At 62.2% G+C, this 19,177-nt stretch carries 16 protein-coding genes; 10 read left to right on the plus strand and 6 right to left on the minus strand.

The features are described from left to right. The first annotated feature begins 220 nt into the window (after positions 1-220). The 5 genes from RRF64_RS03320 (at position 221) to RRF64_RS03340 (ending at position 3,518) form a co-directional block, all read left to right on the plus strand. Positions 221-1,375 carry a cupin domain-containing protein gene (locus RRF64_RS03320; protein ID WP_323844404.1) on the plus strand — a complete coding sequence of 385 codons (1,155 nt, stop codon included), beginning with the start codon at positions 221-223 and terminating at the stop codon, positions 1,373-1,375. 2 nt (positions 1,376-1,377) lie between these two features. Further along, positions 1,378-1,800: a GNAT family N-acetyltransferase gene (locus RRF64_RS03325; RefSeq protein ID WP_323844405.1), complete on the plus strand. Its 423-nt coding sequence runs from the start codon at positions 1,378-1,380 to the stop codon at positions 1,798-1,800. Then, the gene (locus tag RRF64_RS03330; RefSeq protein ID WP_323844406.1) at positions 1,793-2,272 is read left to right on the plus strand and encodes a DUF7931 domain-containing protein; all 480 of its coding nucleotides are present in this window, start codon (positions 1,793-1,795) and stop codon (positions 2,270-2,272) included. Before RRF64_RS03325 ends, RRF64_RS03330 begins: the two co-directional genes overlap by 8 nt. Positions 2,273-2,382: 110 nt before the next feature. Next, positions 2,383-2,664 carry a hypothetical protein gene (locus RRF64_RS03335; RefSeq protein ID WP_323844407.1) on the plus strand — a complete coding sequence of 94 codons (282 nt, stop codon included), beginning with the start codon at positions 2,383-2,385 and terminating at the stop codon, positions 2,662-2,664. Between the two features lie 38 nt (positions 2,665-2,702). Beyond that, on the plus strand, positions 2,703-3,518 hold the full coding sequence (locus tag RRF64_RS03340; protein ID WP_323844408.1) for a CheR family methyltransferase: 816 nt from the start codon (positions 2,703-2,705) through the stop codon (positions 3,516-3,518). Positions 3,519-3,546: 28 nt separating this feature from the next. On the opposite strand, the gene RRF64_RS03345 is transcribed toward RRF64_RS03340, so the two are convergent. The 6 genes from RRF64_RS03345 to RRF64_RS03370 all read right to left on the minus strand — a co-directional run bounded on the left by RRF64_RS03345 (position 3,547) and on the right by RRF64_RS03370 (position 11,951). Continuing rightward, the gene (locus tag RRF64_RS03345) at positions 3,547-4,158 is read right to left on the minus strand and encodes a flavodoxin family protein (RefSeq protein WP_323844409.1); all 612 of its coding nucleotides are present in this window, start codon (positions 4,156-4,158) and stop codon (positions 3,547-3,549) included. Then, positions 4,155-4,991 carry an arylamine N-acetyltransferase family protein gene (locus RRF64_RS03350; RefSeq protein WP_323844410.1) on the minus strand — a complete coding sequence of 279 codons (837 nt, stop codon included), beginning with the start codon at positions 4,989-4,991 and terminating at the stop codon, positions 4,155-4,157. Before RRF64_RS03350 ends, RRF64_RS03345 begins: the two co-directional genes overlap by 4 nt. A 112-nt stretch (positions 4,992-5,103) precedes the next feature. Beyond that, positions 5,104-7,425: an FdhF/YdeP family oxidoreductase gene (locus RRF64_RS03355; RefSeq protein WP_323844411.1), complete on the minus strand. Its 2,322-nt coding sequence runs from the start codon at positions 7,423-7,425 to the stop codon at positions 5,104-5,106. Next, the gene (fdhD, locus tag RRF64_RS03360; protein WP_323844412.1) at positions 7,422-8,309 is read right to left on the minus strand and encodes a formate dehydrogenase accessory sulfurtransferase FdhD; all 888 of its coding nucleotides are present in this window, start codon (positions 8,307-8,309) and stop codon (positions 7,422-7,424) included. The genes RRF64_RS03355 and fdhD overlap by 4 nt, the downstream gene beginning before the upstream one ends. Before the next feature lie 207 nt (positions 8,310-8,516). Continuing rightward, positions 8,517-10,697 carry a malate synthase G gene (locus RRF64_RS03365; protein WP_323844413.1) on the minus strand — a complete coding sequence of 727 codons (2,181 nt, stop codon included), beginning with the start codon at positions 10,695-10,697 and terminating at the stop codon, positions 8,517-8,519. Between the two features lie 318 nt (positions 10,698-11,015). Next, positions 11,016-11,951 (minus strand): LysR family transcriptional regulator, encoded by a 936-nt coding sequence (locus RRF64_RS03370; protein ID WP_323844414.1) that lies wholly within the window; start codon positions 11,949-11,951, stop codon positions 11,016-11,018. 114 nt (positions 11,952-12,065) lie between these two features. On the opposite strand from RRF64_RS03370, the gene RRF64_RS03375 reads away from it, so the two are divergent. The 5 genes from RRF64_RS03375 (at position 12,066) to pta (ending at position 19,170) form a co-directional block, all read left to right on the plus strand. After that, positions 12,066-13,664 carry an isocitrate lyase gene (locus tag RRF64_RS03375; RefSeq protein WP_323844415.1) on the plus strand — a complete coding sequence of 533 codons (1,599 nt, stop codon included), beginning with the start codon at positions 12,066-12,068 and terminating at the stop codon, positions 13,662-13,664. Positions 13,665-13,957: 293 nt separating this feature from the next. Beyond that, positions 13,958-14,341, plus strand: a complete 384-nt coding sequence (locus RRF64_RS03380) for a hypothetical protein (RefSeq protein ID WP_323844416.1) — start codon at positions 13,958-13,960, stop codon at positions 14,339-14,341. Continuing rightward, complete coding sequence (gene aceA, locus RRF64_RS03385) at positions 14,295-15,629, plus strand: isocitrate lyase (protein ID WP_323844417.1); 1,335 nt, start codon at positions 14,295-14,297, stop codon at positions 15,627-15,629. Before RRF64_RS03380 ends, aceA begins: the two co-directional genes overlap by 47 nt. A gap of 148 nt (positions 15,630-15,777) precedes the next feature. Then, positions 15,778-16,986 carry an acetate kinase gene (locus tag RRF64_RS03390; protein WP_323844418.1) on the plus strand — a complete coding sequence of 403 codons (1,209 nt, stop codon included), beginning with the start codon at positions 15,778-15,780 and terminating at the stop codon, positions 16,984-16,986. 6 nt (positions 16,987-16,992) lie between these two features. Further along, on the plus strand, positions 16,993-19,170 hold the full coding sequence (gene pta / locus RRF64_RS03395) for a phosphate acetyltransferase (protein WP_323844419.1): 2,178 nt from the start codon (positions 16,993-16,995) through the stop codon (positions 19,168-19,170). Positions 19,171-19,177 lie beyond the last annotated feature (7 nt).

Raw genomic sequence — 19,177 nt, forward strand, 5'->3', positions numbered from 1 at the left:
TTCAACGCAGCACTGGTGCCTGTGGCGAAGAGATCGGTTACAGAATTAACCGCATGGACCACTAGGTGCCGGGCCGGGAGGGGGAGCGCCTTCCGGGACACGCCGTGAATACATCCATGTAAGCTTGTCTGCGAGATCCCTCTCGCAGACAGTCCCGGAAGGCGCTCCCCCTCCCGGCTCGATAACTTAGTGGAACTCCCTAGAAACCAGGTACGAAAGCGTGGAGAAACCTTTTACTCATCTGGGCGAAATGCCGGTAGCCGATTTCCTTCGCGACTACTGGCAACAGAAGCCCCTGCTGATCCGCAATGCCTTCCCGGACTTCGTCTCGCCGATTTCCGGCGAGGAACTGGCCGGTATGGCGCTGGAAGAGGCGGTGGAATCGCGCCTGGTGCTGGAGCACGGTGACCAGGGACCCTGGCAGCTGCGCACCGGCCCTTTCACGGAAGAGGATTTCCTGTCCCTGCCGCGCACGCACTGGACACTGCTGGTGCAGGCCGTCGACCAGTGGCTGTCGGAAGTCGCGGCGCTGAAAAGGCATTTCCGCTTTATTCCCGACTGGCGTCTGGACGACGTGATGATCAGCTATGCCGCGGACAAAGGCAGCGTCGGCCCCCATTTCGACTACTACGACGTGTTTCTGCTACAGGCGGAGGGCAAGCGACTCTGGCACCAGGGGCCGAAGGTTGACGAGAGCAGCCCGCGGGTCGAGGGCACGCCGCTGAACATTCTCAAGAACTTCGAGCCAGAAAACAGCTGGCTGCTGAAACCCGGCGACATGCTCTATCTGCCGCCGCAGTACAGTCACTGGGGGGTCGCCGACGGTGCCTGTACCACCATTTCCGTCGGTTTTCGCGCGCCCTCGGCCGCGACCATTCTCGAGGATCTCGCCGCAGAGCTTGCCCATCGTTTGCCCGACCATTTGCGCTATGCCGATCCCGAGATTGCGCCTGCGGCTTCGCCGGCGGAGATCGATCCCGCTTCCGTGGCCCGGCTGCAGCAGCAGCTGAGCAGCTGGCTGCAGCAGCCGCAGAATATTGCCCAGTGGTTTGGTGCCGTGATGACGGAGGCGAAGTATCCGGATACGGTGGCGCTGGATGCGGGCGAGGCGGAAGACTGGCGCGAACAGCTGGTGGAAGGTGCCGAGCTGGTGCTCAATCCGGCGTCCCGCTGTGCTTTCTGCCGGGAACCTGAAACCCTGTTTGTCGACGGCGAATCCTTTCCGGTGCCCCTGCCCTTCGCCGAGCGCTTCTGCGAAAGCCACGCGATTACCCAGGCTGATATCGAGGATTTTCCCGAGCTGGCCCAAACTGGTGGTCTTATCGACCAACTGGTGTCCCAGGGCACTCTGATATACCCGCCTGAGGATTTCTGATCGTGACTACCATCATTCGCGCTGCGGACTGGAATGATGATCGGGTGCTGATTCGCCAGATACGCGAAGCTGTATTTATTCGCGAGCAGAAGGTCGATCCCGCGATTGAGTGGGATGACCAGGAGGAATCCGCACAGCACTTCCTGGCAATGAATGGCGCTGAGCCATTGGGCACCGGGCGCATTACCGCCAGTGGCAAGATAGGCCGCATGGCGGTGGTGAAGTCCGCGCGCGGCAGCGGCCTCGGCTTCCGCCTGCTGGAATTTATCTGCGATTACGCGCGCGGGCGCGGTTTCGACAGTGTCTATCTGCACGCCCAGACCCACGCCGAGGGTTTCTACCGCAAGGCGGGTTTTGTCCCCGCGGGAGAGGAATTTATCGAAGCGGATATTCCCCATATCCGGATGGTGCGCCGTTTTGACTGAAGCTCTGCCACTTGAGGATCTCGCCGGCTTTCGCGGCGCATTGATCGAACTGCTGGGCGAGGCGCGACGGGAACTGTGCATCTACTCCGAGCGGCTGGCCCGCCCCCTCTATCACGACAGCGAGGTGGTAGAGGCCTTGTCGAGTTTCGCCCGCAGCGGCCGCTGCGCCCGAGTGCGTATCCTGATTCGCGACAGCGACCCCATAGTGCGCCAGTTTCACCGCGCCCAGGTCCTGGCCCAGCGCCTCAGCACACGGATAGAAATCCGCAAGATCGAGGCCACGGTGGATACCCCCGACTGGGAGTTCGCAATCGCCGACGGCCGCGGTGTCCTGCAGTGCGACGACAGGGACCTGTGGCTGGGCAGCTACCATCCACAAAGCCAGGTGCGCGCGCGCAAGCTGCTGGATATCTTCGAGCGCGATTGGTCGCTGGCCACTACCGATGCCAATCTGAGACGCCTGTCGCTCTGACTTGCCCTGCCGTCTGCCCTACGATTTACGGGGAGGCCGTCTGCTAAGCTTCCTTCTGCTAAGCTTATTGGCACCGCTGTGCAAACAGGCTGCGGGGCGGCGAGCACGCCATGTACCGGAAAGACCTCATCGACATTCTGTTCAACCATCCCCAGTCGGTACGCGACCTGTCAGCCTTGATGGAAGAACCCATCAAAGACATGGTCTCCGACCTCCAGCACTTACAGAAGTCCCTGCGCCACAGCCCCTATGATCTCGAGATCACACCGGCCAAGTGCAAACACTGCGGCTTCGGCTTCAGTCGCAGCCACATGACCCGGCCCGGCAGATGCCCCAAATGCCGGAGCACCTGGATCGATCCGCCACTGATCGGGGTCACGGAAAAGCACTGACGGAAGAGCACTAAAAGCACTAGAGGTTACCCAGATCCATGCGCGACCAGCAGTGTGTGGCCTTTCTGCAATGGGCCCTGCCCCAACTGCGTCTGCGCTGGCCGGGTTTTCGCAGCGTGCGCGGCCAGGTCTGCAAACGCCTGCAAAGACGCATCAGGCAACTTGGACTCGAAGACCTGCCCGCCTATCGCCGTTACCTGGGCGGGCATCCGGACGAATGGCACAGGCTGGATGCCATGTGCCGGGTGACCATTTCCCGCTTCTACCGCGACCGAGGCGTTTTCGACCACCTGGCCGAGACGGTGTTGCCAGTGTTGGCACAGCAGGCCCGCGCGCGAGGGGCGGATCGCCTCGACGTCTGGAGCGCGGGCGCGGGCGCCGGAGAAGAGCCCTACACACTGGCCATTATCTGGCAGTTGCGACTGCAAGCGAATTTTCCCGATCTGCACCTGAATATCGTGGCTACCGAAGCCGATGCCAATCAGTACTGCCGCGGCCTCGAAGCCTGTTACCCTCGAGGCAGCCTCAAGGATCTGCCCGCGGACTGGCTGGATACCGCTTTCACCTCCCGCGCCGGTCACTATTGCGTAAAGCCGGGGTATCGGCGCCGTGTCGAATTCAGGATGGAGGATCTGCGCCAAAGTGCGCCCCTCGGGCCCTTCGATCTGGTGCTTTGCCGCAATCTGGCGTTTACCTATTTCGCTGAGGGATTGCAGCGCGCCACCCTGGAACGCATCAGCGCGGTCATGCATCCGGGGGCCGCCCTGGTCCTTGGCATCCACGAGCACTTGCCCGAAGGGAGCGCGACCTTCCGCGCCTGGGCCAAACACCTGCGGATCTACCGGTTTTGTTAACCCGGCCAGCAAACTGTTCATCCCCGATCTATTGGCCGGCCGTCCCCGCAATGCCGGCGCAGTAGCGTGGCTCTGCTGGCTTCTCGAAGCCCCGCAGCCCGGCCAGCCTCTCGCCCAGATACATGGCGGTGAGCCGGTCCAACCTGTGCACACCGCCGGAATCCGCCCGCTGCGCGATCAGTCCCGCCTGGGCACCCGAGGGGTTGCGCCCACAAGTATCCCAGCCGCTCGGCAGATCGATGCCCATCCACAGCATGCCGTGCTGGGCGGCAAAAATCTGCAGTGTCTGGATCGTGTTCAGCTGGTCGCCGCTCGGACTGCCGCCGATGGTAAATCCCGCGGCCAACTTGCCGGCCCAGGCGCGCTGGCTGTAGCGCTCGCTGGTGGCGTCCATAAATGCTTTGAACTGTGCGGCAACCGTACCCATAAAGGTGGGCGAGCCGAACACAATGCCGTCGCAGTGATCCAGTTGCCGCATTATTTCCCTGTTTTTGTAGCGGCCGTGGTCTATATCAGTGTCTGCAATTTTCAATACCACGGCTTCGGCGCCAGCCACCGAGTGAATGCCGGCCGCAACCGCCTGTGCCAGTATTTCGCTGGTGCCTGTCGCCGAGTAATAGACAACGGCAAACTTTGTCATGCGTGCTGCTCCTGCGGTGCAAACAGGCTGCCGATGGCCAGATCCACCTCGGGCCCGTTGGGCACTCGGATACCGAAGATGTCGGCGAGTGTTCGGCGCACATCCTGTGGGCTCGCCAGCCGGACGACCGTTTTCGGGCCCGTCAGCGGATGATAGGTAAGCTCCCGGTTCAACAGCGTGTGACGTCCGCCGGAAAACGCGCGGGCCGCCACCAACTGTCTGACAAAGCGCGATTCGGGATGGGTGGAGCAGTACCAGTTGAACACCGTGTAATCGCCGGCTGACTGTTTCTGCAGGTCGAAGCGGTAGACCGGCAACCAGCTCGAACCGATTTTCGATTCCAGCAGGTAGTCGCCGTCGACCCTGCGCAGGCGATAGTCCCCTTGCGGGGTGATCTGCTCCGCGCGCTCGTCCAGCCGCAGTGGCGCGGTGGGCGTCTGTCCGCCGAAACCGACATCGACCAAATAGGGGATGCCGTCGATCTCGGCGCTAAGGATCATATGGGACTGGGCGGGCTGGTGACCTGCCGGTGCCTGCCACAGTACGCGCGCCGCCAGCCCGAGAACCGGTATGCCGATCGCTTCCAGTACCGCGCGCAACAGGTTGTTCTGCTCATAGCAGTAGCCGCCCCGCCCTTCCCGCACCAGCTTGCGCTCCACCGACGCCAGGTCGATATCCACGGGCCAGCCGAGAAACGGGTTCAGGTTTTCAAATGGAATGAACTGGGTGTGATGCTTGACGAGTGCGCTCAACGTGTGGAGATCTGCCGACGGCCTACCCCTAAAGTCGATGCGCTGCAGATATGCGTCCAGGTCTATCGCTGCTGTGGGCATTTTGGCTGCTTCCTCTGTGCCAATGAACGAGGCGTGCAGCTTAAGAGCTCAAGCAAGGTTGAGGTCAAGATATCAGATGGAAAAAAATAGTGTGGGCGGATTCCGGGCCCGCTCAGACAATCCGCTCAGGCGCCGAATTCAGTTCCAGTCGCACCGCAATGAATTTTGACGTGGGCGTGTAACTGCCGACGCCGTAACTCTCCAGTGGCACCAGGGGGTTCGCCTCGGGATAGTAAGTCGCGGCCTGCCCTACGGGGATATCGAAGGCAATCAGGGTAAAGCCCCGTACCCGGCGCTCGATTTCGTCGCCCCACAGGGACACGATATCGACCTTCTGGCCATCCTCGAATCCCAGTCGGTGAATATCCTCGAGGTTCGCGAACAGCACGTGGCGATCGCCTTTCACGCCGCGGTAGCGGTCGTTGAGGCTGTAAACCGTCGTGTTGAACTGGTCGTGGGAGCGCAGGCTCTGCAATATCAGATCGGGCTTGCGCGCCTTGCCGCGCACGCGCTCATTGAGCAGGGAATCCGGCAGCGGGTGGCTGATAAATTTTGTCCGGCCTATATCGGTGTTCCAGCGCCGCTCGGCCGCCGGATTCTGCAGGTAGAAGCCGCCGGGCTGTTCGAGCCTGCGGTTGAAGTCGCCAAAACCGGGAATCACATCGGCGATCAGATCGCGAATCCGGCTGTAGTCCTCCACCAGTGACAGCCAGTCGACGATGCCTTTTCCGAGTGTCACATCGGCGATACCGGCGACAATCGCCGGCTCCGAGCGCATCTGCGCCGACAGCGGCTGCAACTGGCCGAAGGAGGCGTGCACCATGCTGAAGGAGTCCTCGACCGTAACGGCCTGGGGGCCCGCTTTCTGCCGGTCGATATCTGTCCTGCCCAGGCAGGGCAGGATCAGGGCCTCACTACCGGTCACCAGGTGGCTGCGATTGAGCTTGGTGCTGATCTGCACCGTCAGCCGGCACCGGCGCAGTGCTTTGTGCGTGCGCGCGCTGTCCGGTGTCGCCTGCGCGAAATTGCCGCCCAGGCCGACAAACACCTTGATCCGCCCCTGCTCCATCGCCTCGATGGTCTTCACCACATTGACGCCATCGGCCCGGGGGCAGGTGAAACCGAAACGCTGCTCGAGTGCCTGCAGCAATTTGGGCGGTGGTCTGTCGGCGATGCCCATGGTGCGGTCGCCCTGGACGTTACTGTGCCCGCGCACGGGGCACAGGCCGGCGCCGGGACGGCCGATCTGGCCGCGCAGCAGTTGCAGGTTGGTGATTTCCTGAATGGTCGGCACCGAGTGCCGGTGCTGGGTAATGCCCATGGCCCAGCAGAAGATGACCCGCTCGCTGCGGCTGAAAATATGCGCGGCCCTTTCCAGCTCCGCGCGCTGCAGGCCGCTCTGGGCGAGGATATGCCCCCAGCTGCTCGCTTCCACCGCCGCGCGGTATTCCTCGAATCCGCTGCAGTGCTTGGCAATAAACTCCAGGTCGAGCGGGGCTTTCGCGCCATCCGTGTCGGCTTCGCGCTGCCACTGGAACAGAAATTTCGCGATGCCGCGGATTGCTGCCATATCCCCGCCGAGCGCCGGGCGGAAATAGGCCGTGTTCATGGCGGAATCCCCGTCGGTCAGCATCTGCATTGGGTCCTGGGGGGCCTGGAAGCGCTCCAGGCCCCGCTCCCTCAGCGGATTGAAGACCACTACCTGGGCGCCCCGCCGCACCGCCTCCCGCAGCGGCTCCAGCATGCGCGGGTGATTGGTGCCCGGATTCTGCCCGACGACAAAGATGGCATCGGCCAGCCCGAAATCCTCGTAGGTCACCGTACCCTTGCCGGTGCCGATACTCTCACTGAGCGCGACACCGCTCGCCTCGTGGCACATATTCGAGCAGTCAGGCAGGTTGTTGGTGCCGTAGCTTCGGGCGAACAGCTGGTACAGAAAGGCCGCTTCGTTGCTGGCGCGGCCGGACGTATAGAAGGCGGCTTCGTCGGGCGACGCCAAGCCGTTGAGGTGGTCGGCGATGATGGCAAAGGCCTGGTCCCAGCTGATCGGCCGGTAGTGATCCGCGCGGCCGTCAAAGTACATGGGTTCGGTCAAACGCCCCTGGTACTCGAGCCAGTAATCGTCGTGCTTCAGCAACTGACTGATACTGTTGCCCTGAAAGAACGCCGCGTCCACGCCGCGCCCGGTCGCCTCCCAGTTGACCGCTTTGGCGCCGTTTTCGCAGAAGCGGATGCGGCCCTCTTCCGGCGCTTCGCCCCAGGCACAGCTGGGGCAGTCGAAGCCGCCGTGCTGGTTCGTCTGCAACATCGCGCGCAGGTTCTTGAAAGGTTGCTTGCTGTCGCGCCAGGCATGGGCCACGCTGCGCAACGCGCCCCAGCCGGCCGCGGGACGCTGGTAGGGACGGAAACGGAATCGATCGGCGGGCGGTTTCATCCGGGCTCCTTGCCGCTCTGCGCCAGAGGGGAATAGAGGCGCGCCGGCCCCTGGGCGGGCTGGTGCAACAGGTTGAGGTGGTATTCCCGGGCCCAGCGCACACTCATGTCGGTGGGTGAAGAGAGGCTGACGAGCGTTCCCACACCAGCCCGCGCGGCTTTCTGAATCAGTTCCAGGCTGCAGCGGCTGGTGATGGCCACGAAACCGCTGCGCGGCGCAAGACCGCGTCGCAGGCAGGCGCCCAGCAATTTGTCCATCGCATTGTGACGGCCGATATCCTCCCGGCACAGCAGTGTCTCACCATCGCTATCGACATAGATCGCCGCGTGCATGGCGCCACTGCGGCGTCCGTGTTTCTGCGCCTTGCGGAACCGCTCGCGCAGGCCACGCAAGTGCGCGGATGGGGGCGGCGGCGCATTGCCGGATTCCGGCTGGAATCGCGGTAGCGGTGCCAGCGCCTGTGACAGTGCCTGGACGCCGCAGAGCCCGCAGCCGCTGCTTCCGGCGAGTGCCCGGCGCGCGAGCCTGAGCTCGTGGTGTGCGCGCTGGTTGAGCCGCACTTCGAGTCGGACCGTATCGCACGCGCGCTGCAACTGGATATCGAGGATCTGATGCAGATCCTGGACTATGCCGTTGGCGACACTGAAGCCGATGGCATAGTCTTCCAGGTCCTCAGGCGTCGCCATCATCACCGCGTGGTTGACGCCGTTGTAGCTGATGGCCACCGCGGTTTCCTCAGCCAGTTGCTGAAAGCCGGCAACGGCAGCTTCCCCGGCAGCCCTTTCCGCCCGGATTGCGTATTGAATCCCCTCTCGCATCAGCTTATCCACCGACCCTCGCACCGCGGGAACGGCCTTGGTCGTTTTCGAAGACGTAGCAGACATGGTCGCATCCTCGTTGCCGCTGCATCGCCAATTGTCACAGGGCCAAGAATATACCGGGCGTATTTTGTGTGCGGATGGCTCGGGCGCCACTTCACCGATGGCGTCGCCGATTACAGCGAAAGGCGTGAGATTCAGCGAGGCAGGCCGGAAAAGTGAGGCAAGAAAAACCCCGCGCAGGGCGGGGTTTTCGTAGGAAAGCTATCGCTATCAGGCGTTCCCGACGCTGGCCTTGAACTCGCGGCGCCGGCGGTGCAGCACCGGCTCGGTATAACCGTTTGGCTGCGCGCAGCCTTCGAACACCAGTTCGCAGGCCGCCTGGAAGGCGATGCTGCTGTCAAAGTTGGGCGACATGTCGCGGTAGTCGGGATCCCCGGCATTCTGGCGGTCCACCACCGCCGCCATGCGCTGCATGGTCTCCATGACCTGCTGCCTGGTCACGACACCCTGCCTGAGCCAGTTGGCGATATGCTGCGAGGAGATCCGCAGCGTCGCGCGGTCTTCCATCAGGCCGACATCGTTGATATCCGGCACCTTGGAACAACCGACACCCTGCTCCACCCAGCGCACGACATAGCCGAGAATGCCCTGGGCGTTGTTGTCCAGCTCGCGCTGAACATCTTTCGCACTCCAGTTGGGATTTTCCGCTACCGGCACCGTCAGGATGTCGTCCAGCTTCGCGCGGGGTCGGCCGGCCAGTTCCTGCTGGCGCTTGGCCACATCCACCTTGTGGTAGTGCAGCGCGTGCAGCGTGGCGGCGGTCGGCGACGGCACCCAGGCGGTGTTGGCGCCGGCCATCGGATGGGCCAGCTTGGCGTGCATCATCGCCGCCATCTGGTCCGGAATCGGCCACATGCCCTTGCCGATCTGCGCCCTGCCCTTGAGTCCGGTGGCCAGGCCGACATCCACATTCCAGTCTTCGTAGGCGCTGATCCACTTGGACTGCTTCATGTCGCCCTTGCGAATCATCGGGCCGGCGAGCATGGAGGTATGGATCTCGTCGCCGGTGCGGTCGAGGAAGCCGGTATTGATGAATACCACCCGCTCCTTGGCCACGGCGATACAGGCCTTCAGATTGACGGTCGTGCGGCGCTCTTCGTCCATGATGCCCATCTTCACCGTATTGCGCGCGAGCCCGAGCGCATCCTCGATGCGATCAAACAGCGTATTGGCGAAGGCGACCTCTTCCGGCCCGTGCATTTTCGGCTTCACGATATAGATGCTGCCGGTGCGGGAATTTTTCAGCGGCCCCTTTCCACGAATATCGTGCAGCGCTATCAGGCTGGTGATCATGCCGTCGAGGATGCCTTCCGGCACTTCTCTGCCATCGGCGTCGAGCACCGCGTCGTTGGTCATCAGGTGGCCGACGTTGCGGATAAACAACAGGCTGCGCCCGGGCAGTGTCAGGGAATTTCCGTTTGGTGTCGTGTATTCGCGATCGGCATTCAGCTTGCGCTCGATGGTCTTGTCGCCCTTGCTGATAGTCTCCTTCAGGTCGCCCTTCATCAGCCCCAGCCAGTTGCGGTAGACCAGCACCTTGTCCTCGGCATCGACGGCGGCCACCGAGTCCTCGCAATCCATGATCGTGGTCAGCGCGGATTCCAGCAGGATGTCCTTGATACCGGCGGCATCGGCCTTGCCAACCGCGTTGGCGCGGTCGATCTGGATTTCAAAACGCAGACCGTGCTGCTTCAGCAGTATCCCGCTCGGGTTTTCCGAATCGCCGCTGTAGCCGACGAACTGCTTGGATTTTTTCAGCGTGGCGATATCGCCGTTCGACAGTTCGATCTCCAGCAGCGAGCCGTTAATGCGGTACTGCACCGCATTCCTGTGACTGCCGCAGGTCAGGGGCGCCGACTGGTCGAGAAAATCCCGCGCGTACTCGATGACCTTTGTCCCGCGGACAGGATTGTATTGACCGCCTTTTTCAGCGCCGCCCTCTTCGCTGATCACATCGGTGCCGTAAAGGGCGTCATAGAGACTGCCCCAGCGGGCATTGGCGGCGTTCAGCGCATAGCGCGCATTCATTACCGGTACCACAAGCTGGGGTCCGGCCATGGTGGCGATTTCCGGGTCGACGTTTTCCGTCGTCGCGGTGAAGTCCGCCGGCTCCTCGACCAGATAGCCGATCTCACGCAGGAAAGACTTGTAACGCTCCAGATCGCGATAGGAACCGGGGTTGTCGCTGTACCAGCGGTCGATCTTTTCCTGCAGCTGGTCGCGCTTCTCCAGCAGGGCCCGGTTCACCGGTGCCAGGTCGTGGATGATTCTCTCGAACTCGGCCCAAAACACATCAGCGCTGACTCCGGTGCCGGGAATGACTTCTTCGTTGACCAGTTTGTGCAGTACTGCTGCGACTTGCAGTTCGCCGATTTGGACTCGTTCCGTCATATCCTGGGCCTCTCGCTGGTCGTGGGAACTCAATGGTCGGTGTTGCGGCATTCTAAACAGCCGGCATTCCATATCGCTAATTTATAGGCGCAATTCTCACTATTCACATTTTGAATTTTGTTTTGAGGTCGTTGTGTTCGCTTCGAGAAAGCTTGTTCTCGCGAAGCGCTCAATGCTAAGGCCCTGATGCCGGGGGCTGTTTGCGGGACTGTCTGCGAGAGGGACCTCGCAGACAAGCCTACAGGGATGTATTCACGGCGTGTCCCGCAAACAGCCCGCGGTAGCTGGGCCGCCACTTGGTCGCTACTAGGTACGCTCTTATAGCTGACGGCCGATATCCAGAATCAACCGCCGCAACCAGCGATGCGGCGCGCTCTGCTGCAGCAGCGGGCTCCAGGCCATCTTCAGTTCCAATGGCGGTATCTCCAGCGGTGGGTCGCGGCGCGCCACGCGCGGGTTGTCTTTCGCCAGCTGCGCCAGCCGCGTCGGTACCGTGACGATCAGGTCGCTCTGCTCGGCGAGCAGCATGGCCACCTGGTAGTGGCGGGTGAAAACCGAGATATCCCGCTTCTCCCCCAGGCGTCCGATAGCCTCATCCACCCAGCCCAGCCGCTGCACATCCTCCGGATTGACGCCCACACCGACGCCCATACCGGTCTTGCTGACCCAGATATGCTGGGCCATCAGGTAACTCTGCAGATTGTAGTCTTCGAGGATCGGGTTATCGGCGCGCATGACACAGGAGAAGGAGTCCCGCCACACGGTGGCCTGGTGAAAGCTCTGCGGCATGCTGTCGAAGCGGTTGATCACCATGTCCACCTTGCCCTGCTCCACATCGACGAAGCTGACGTCGCTCGGGGTCATGATGTCCAGGCTGATACCCGGCGCCTGCTCCCGCAGCAGGATCAGCAGGGCCGGAATCAGCGTGGACTCGGCGTAGTCGCTGGCCATAATGCGGAAGGTGCGCCGCGCCTCGGCGGGCTCGAAATCCCGGTTGGGCTGGATCACCCGGTCGATGGAGGCGAGCGCCTCGCGCACCATCGGCTGCAGTTCCAGCGCGCGCTCGGTGGGCATCATGCCCTCCCGGGTGCGCACCAGCAGCGGGTCGTCGAACAGCTCCCGCAGCCGTTTCAGGCCGTTGCTCATCGCGGGCTGGGACAACCCCAGGTAATTGGCGGCGCGGGTCACATTGCGCTCGCGCAGCAGCACATCCAGGTAGACCAGCAGGTTCAGGTCGGCTCTTTCCAGATTCATAGGGTATTCGTAAGACTGATAGCGAAAATAAAATCAATAAATTGGGCAAATTATGCCTGGCCCTCTAGCATATGCAACAACATTTCGCAGTCATCTTTTCAAGGAAATACCGCCATGCCCACTTATTCTCAAGAAATCGAAGCGGCAGCCAAGCTCTGTGAAGCCAACGGGAGCTCCTGGGACGCCATCAACCCGGAATCTGTGGCCCGTATGCGCCTCCAGAACAAGTTCAAGACCGGCCTGGATATCGCCAAATACACCGCCGATATCATGCGTAGGGATATGGCGGCCTACGATCGGGACTTCACCAAGTACACCCAGTCACTGGGTTGCTGGCACGGATTTATCGGCCAGCAGAAAATGATTTCCATCAAGAAGCATTTTGCAGGCAACACCGACCGCCGCTACCTGTACCTGTCCGGCTGGATGGTGGCCGCCCTGCGCAGCGATTTCGGCCCTCTGCCGGACCAGTCCATGCACGAGAAGACTGCGGTCTCCGGTCTGATCGAAGAGCTGTATACCTTCCTGCGCCAGGCGGATGCACGCGAGCTGGGCGGCCTGTTCCGCGAGCTGGATGCGGCCCGTGAAGCCGGCGATAAGGCCGCGGAAAAGGCGATCATCGAAAAAATCGACAACCACGTCACCCACGTGGTGCCGATTATCGCCGACATCGACGCAGGTTTCGGTAACGCGGAAGCCACCTACCTGCTGGCGAAGAGAATGATCGAGGCCGGCGCCTGCTGTATCCAGATTGAAAACCAGGTCTCTGACGAGAAGCAGTGCGGCCACCAGGACGGTAAGGTAACCGTTCCCCACGAGGACTTCCTGGCCAAGATACGTGCGGTGCGCTACGCCTTCCTCGAACTGGGCGTCGACAACGGTGTAATCGTTGCCCGCACCGATTCCCTGGGTGCCGGCCTGACCAAGCAGATTGCCGTCACCAAAGAGCCGGGCGACCTGGGTGACCAGTACAACGCCTTCCTGGATTGCGATGAAGTGGCACCGGGCGATCTGGCCAATGGCGACGTCATCATTAATCGCGATGGCAAGCTGCTGCGACCGAAGCGCCTGCCTTCCAACCTGTTCCAGTTCCGCAAAGGTACCGGTGAAGCCCGCTGCGTCCTGGACAGCGTCACCTCCCTGCAGAACGGTGCCGACCTGATCTGGATCGAAACCGAGAAGCCCCACGTGGGCCAGATCGGTGCCATGATGGACGAGATTCGCAAGCAGGTTCCGAACGCGAAGCTCGTGTACAACAACAGCCCGTCCTTCAACTGGACCCTGAACTTCCGCCAGCAGGTATTCGATGCCTGGAAGGAAGAAGGCAGAGACGTTTCCGCGTACAACCGCGACAAGCTGATGAGCGCCGAGTACGACGACTCCGAACTGTCCAGGGTCGCGGACGAGAAGATCCGTACCTTCCAGGCGGATGCCGCCCGCGAAGCGGGTATCTTCCACCACCTGATCACCCTGCCGACCTACCACACCGCCGCCCTGTCTACCGACAACCTGGCCAAAGAGTACTTCGGCGAAAAAGGCATGTTGGGTTACGTGGAAGGCGTGCAGCGCAAGGAAATCCGCCAGGGTATCGCCTGCGTGAAACACCAGAATATGGCCGGCTCCGACATGGGCGACGACCATAAGGATTACTTCTCCGGCGAGGCCGCACTGAAAGCTGCGGGTAAAGACAACACCATGAACCAGTTCGGCTAAGGCAGAAAAATGCTCCCTGCGTTTGCACCGGGCACATCCATGTGCCCGCCCCTTCGGGCAGCTTCGCTGTGCCAAATTGCTCCCGGCCATTTGACCTGCATGACCGCCATCCATGGCGGCCTCGCAGTCAGCAAACCGGAGTTCAAGTAACTCGGAATAGCTGGCTCCTGCCTTTTATTCACTCACTTTTTGGGGCCACTTTGTGGCCCCTTTTTTGTATCTGTTCGAAGCGGGAAAAACCGCGCCAAATTCGACTAGCCTTAGGGAATGACTGTGTCGACTTGGCGGATGCTATGGCAGCTTCAAGCCGGGTTCTGGTATTGAATTCCGGCAGCTCCTCGCTCAAGTTTGCGCTGCTCGACCCCCACTGTGGCGAAAAGTACATGAGCGGTATCGGCAAGGCTCCGGGAAGTCCCGGGCCATTGCTCCCCTGTAAGTCCCCGGGACAGAAGCGCAGCGCGGCGCTGGGCAGCGACGCGGCACACGCCGTAGTGATTGAGCGGTTCGCCCATTCGGTCTTGATCGACCAGAATGTCATCGATGCCATCGCCGAATCTGCTGCGCAGGCGCCAGACACTCAATACCTGATCGCAGCCATTGGTTTACGAGATCTTCGAGGGAGAACAAGAGATGACGACAGGCAACTACGATCGCAAGGCGGAGATCGCCGCCATTGAGAAAGACTGGGCTGAGAATCCGCGCTGGAAAGGCGTGAAGCGCACCTACAGCAGCGAGGACGTGGTACGCCTGCGCGGCTCCATCAAGCGCGAGAACACCATCGCCAAGCGCGGCGCCGAGAAACTGTGGCAACTGGTCAACGAGGGCGGCCGCCCCTCCTTCCGTCCGGACAAAGACTTCGTGAACGCCATGGGCGCCCTCACCGGTGGCCAGGCGGTTCAGCAGGTTAAGGCCGGCGTCCAGGCAATCTACCTGTCCGGCTGGCAGGTAGCGGCTGACGCCAACACCTCCGAGACCATGTACCCGGACCAGTCCCTCTACCCGGTGGATTCCGTGCCGGCCGTGGTACGCCGCATCAACAACGCCTTCGAGCGCGCCGACCAGATCCAGTGGATGACCGGCAAGAACCCGGGCGATGCCGGTTATATCGATTACTTCGCGCCGATCGTCGCGGACGCCGAGGCCGGCTTCGGCGGCGTGCTGAACGCCTATGAACTGATGAAGAACATGATCCGCGCCGGCGCCGCCGGTGTGCACTTCGAGGACCAGCTGGCATCCGTGAAGAAGTGCGGCCACATGGGCGGCAAGGTACTGGTTCCGACCCAGGAAGCGATACAGAAACTGATCGCCGCACGCCTGGCGGCCGACGTGGAAGGTGTGCCGACCATCGTCCTGGCCCGCACTGACGCCAACGCCGCCGACCTGCTGACTTCAGACTGCGACGCACGCGATGCCCCCTTCCTCACCGGAGAGCGCACGGCGGAGGGTTTCTATCGCGTGAAAGCCGGGATCGACCAGGCAATTGCCCGCGGCCTGGCCTACGCACCCTACGCCGACCTGCTGTGGTGTGAAACCGCCACTCCGAACCTGGACGAGGCGAAGAAATTCGCCGAGGCGGTGCGCAAGGAGTACCCGGACCAGCTGCTGTCCTACAACTGCTCGCCCTCCTTCAACTGGAAGAAGAACCTGGACGACGCCACCATCGCCAGGTTCCAGCGCGAGCTGTCCGCGATGGGCTACAAGTTCCAGTTCATCACGCTCGCGGGTATCCACAACATGTGGAACGGCATGTTCAACCTCGCCTACGAGTACGCCCGCGAGGATATGACCGCCTATGTGCGCCTGCAGGAGAAGGAATTTGCCGATGCCGAGCGCGGTTACACCTTCGTCGCGCACCAGCAGGAAGTGGGTACCGGCTACTTCGACGATATGACCAATGTGATTCAGGGCGGCCAGTCCTCCGTGACTGCACTGACCGGTTCTACCGAAGAAGAGCAGTTCAAGTAAGCAACGCCTCTATATCCCTTCACGCATGATTCGGGCCGCTGACGCGGCCCCTTTTTGCGCGCCACCAGCAGACTCGCCGCCGCAACCACGAAGAATGTGCCGGAAGCGTCTAGCCTTATGGCATACGTCTGGTTTATTGGCGGGCCCCATGCGTAGCTCCGGTTTAGTGCTGACACTCAATTCGGGCAGTTCCTCACTGAAGTTCGCGGTGATGGACCCGGAGTCCGGAGAGACGGCACTCGATGGCATCGGCGATGCGCTGGACACACCGGCGCCGTCCCTGTCGTGGAACTACAGCGACGAAAAATCCGAACGCGAACTGCCTGCGGGAGCCGCCCACGGTGCCGTTATCGACTTCCTGGTCGATATGCTGCAACAGGATCTGCCGGAGCTGCGGCGTCAACTGATCGCGGTGGGCCACCGTGTGGTTCACGGCGGTGAGTATTTTTCCCGCTCGGTGCTGATCGATCGCGCTGTCATCGACGCGATCGCCGAGTGCTCGGATCTGGCACCGCTGCACAACCCGGCCGGACTACTGGGAATCCGCACCGCCCTGGCCGCCTTTCCGCAGTTGCCGCAGGTTGCGGTGTTCGACACCGCCTTTCACCAGACGCTGCCGGAACACGCCTATCTCTACGCCCTGCCCTATGCGCTTTACCGCGATCACCGCATTCGCCGCTACGGCATGCACGGCAGCAGCCACCGCTTTGTCAGCGAGCGCGCGGCACAACTGCTGAACAAGCCGATTTCTGAAGCCAACATCGTCTCCGCGCACCTGGGCAACGGCGCCTCGGTGGCGGCGATAAAAGGCGGCGTCAGTGTCGATACCAGTATGGGACTGACGCCACTAGAAGGATTGGTGATGGGCACCCGCTGCGGCGACCTGGATCCCGGCATTCTGATCCATCTGGCGGAGTCGCTGGACTATTCCCTCGGCCAGATCAGCCGTCTGTTGAACCGCGACAGCGGGCTATTGGGCGTCTCCGAGCTCAGCAGTGACTGCCGCGAGCTGGAGCGAGCCGCTGCAGACGGCCACAGGGGCGCGCGCCTGGCACTGGAAATTTTCTGTTACCGGTTGGCTAAGTATGTCGCCGCCTACCATGTGCCTTTGCTGCGCGTCGATGCCGTGGTGTTTACCGGCGGCATCGGCGAAAACTCTTGCTTTGTCCGCGAGAAGGTCTTGCAGTGGCTGCGCTGCCTCGACTACGAACTCGACACTGCCCGCAATCAGCAGACCCGCTTCGGCGCCGAGGGCCGCATCACCGCCCCCGGGCCCGCAGCGCTGGTCGTACCGACCAACGAGGAGTGGATCATTGCGCGGGACGCAGCGGCGCTGGTGCGCGACGCGCGGGGATAGCGAACTATGTCCCGCACCATCATGTTGGTTCCGCTCAATGCCCGCGTAGGTATAACGTCGGTGAGCCTGGGAATACTCCGCGCGCTGGAGCGCAACGGCGTCGGAGTCGCGTTTTTCAAGCCGATTGCCGAGCCACCGACACACGAATCCGGGAACGAACGCTCCACGGCGATACTGCGCAAGGCATCGGGTCTGGAAATCCCGGAATCGTTCAGTGCGCAGCATGCGGAGGCATTGATCACCTCCGGCAAGCAGTCGGAGCTGCTCGAAGAGATAGTGGCACGCTACCGCGCGGGCGCCGCGGCCGCTGATGTGGTGCTGGTGGAGGGCCTGCTGCCCCTGCCCGACAGCCAGTTTACCAACCAGATGAACTATCAGATCGCCAAAGCCCTGGATGCGGAAGTTGTCCTGGTGGCCTGCCCCAGCCGAAATTCCACCCAGCAACTCAGAGAGCGGCTGGAATTTGCCACGACCTTGTTCGGCGGCGCGGAAGCCAAGCGGGTGGTCGGTTGCATTATCAACAAGGTGGGCGCGCCGCTGTGGATGGCCGATGCACCGGGTGCGGAGATCAGCGGGGTCTTGCAGCAAACCGGTGCACATCGCAGCGAGCTCGATATCCTGTCGCTCTATAGCAAGAGTCCGCTGCGAATCGTCGGCTGCATCCCCTGGAGTGCCGATCTGCTGGCACCGCGGGCGGTGGATCTGGCCAGGCACTTCGATGCGGAAATCATCCATTGGGGCGAACTGGAAACACGGCGGCTGCACAGCATCACCTTCTGCTCCCGCTCCCTGGGCAACATGATCTATCGCTTCGTGCCCGGCGCCATGCTGGTGACCTCCGGTGACCGTCCCGATGTGGTAGTGGCGGCCTGCCTGGCGGCGATGAACGGCGTGAAAATCGGCTGCCTGCTATTGACCGGCGGTTACCAGATGCAGGCCACGGTGCACAAGCTATGCACGCCGGCATTGGAGACTGGCCTGCCGCTACTGCTGGTGCAGACCAACACCTGGCAGACGGCCATGCAGCTGCAGACCTTCAATACGCGCACGCCCGCGGACGATCTGGAGCGCATCGACAGGGTACAGGACTTTATCGCCGGGCACCTGGACCAGCGCTGGATCGAGTCACTCGCGGTCGAATCGGAGCGGCCGAAACGCCTGTCACCCGCCGCGTTCCGCTACCAGCTGACGGAGCTGGCGCGGCAGGCCGACAAGCGTATCGTGTTGCCGGAGGGCACCGAGCCCCGCACGGTAAAGGCGGCGGTGATCTGCGCCGAGCGCGGTATCGCCCGGCCGGTGCTGCTCGGCATCTTGGCTGAAATCCACCGCGTGGCGGAACAACAGGGGCTGGAGCTACCGGACGCAATCGAAATCGTCGAGCCGGACAAGGTGCGCGAGGACTATGTGGAGCCGATGGTGGCGCTGCGCCGGAATAAAGGACTGACCCAGGTGGTCGCACGGGAGCAGCTGCAGGACAACGTGGTACTGGGCACCATGATGCTGGCGCGGGGCGAGGTGGACGGCCTGGTGTCCGGTGCGGAGCACACCACCGCAAACACCGTCCGCCCGGCGCTGCAGTTGATCAAGACCGCCCCGGATGCGGCGCTGGTGTCATCGGTGTTCTTTATGCTGCTGCCGGAGCAGGTACTGGTCTACGGCGACTGTGCCATCAATCCGGACCCGAATGCCGAGGAGCTGGCGGAGATCGCTATACAGTCCGCGGACTCGGCTCGGGCCTTTGGCATAGATCCGCGCGTGGCGATGATCAGTTACTCCACCGGCAGTTCGGGTGGCGGCTCGGATGTAGAGAAAGTCCGCGAAGCGACGCGCCTGGCCAAGGAAAAACGCCCGGACCTGATCATTGACGGACCGCTGCAGTACGACGCGGCGGTGATGGAAAATGTCGCCGAGGCCAAGGCGCCCGACAGCCCTGTGGCCGGGCGGGCAACGGTATTTATTTTTCCGGACCTGAACACCGGCAACACCACCTACAAGGCGGTGCAGCGCAGCGCGGACCTGGTCAGTATCGGTCCAATGCTGCAGGGGCTGCGCAAGCCGGTGAATGATCTGTCCCGGGGCGCACTGGTGGACGATATCGTCTACACCATCGCCCTGACTGCCATTCAGGCGGCTCAGAGCAAGGGGAGCAAGGTGAGCAAGGTGAGCAAGGTGAGCAAGTGCTGATAGCGTC

The organism is Microbulbifer magnicolonia (assembly GCF_035117725.1).
GTDB classification, from domain to species: Bacteria; Pseudomonadota; Gammaproteobacteria; order Pseudomonadales; family Cellvibrionaceae; genus Microbulbifer; species Microbulbifer magnicolonia.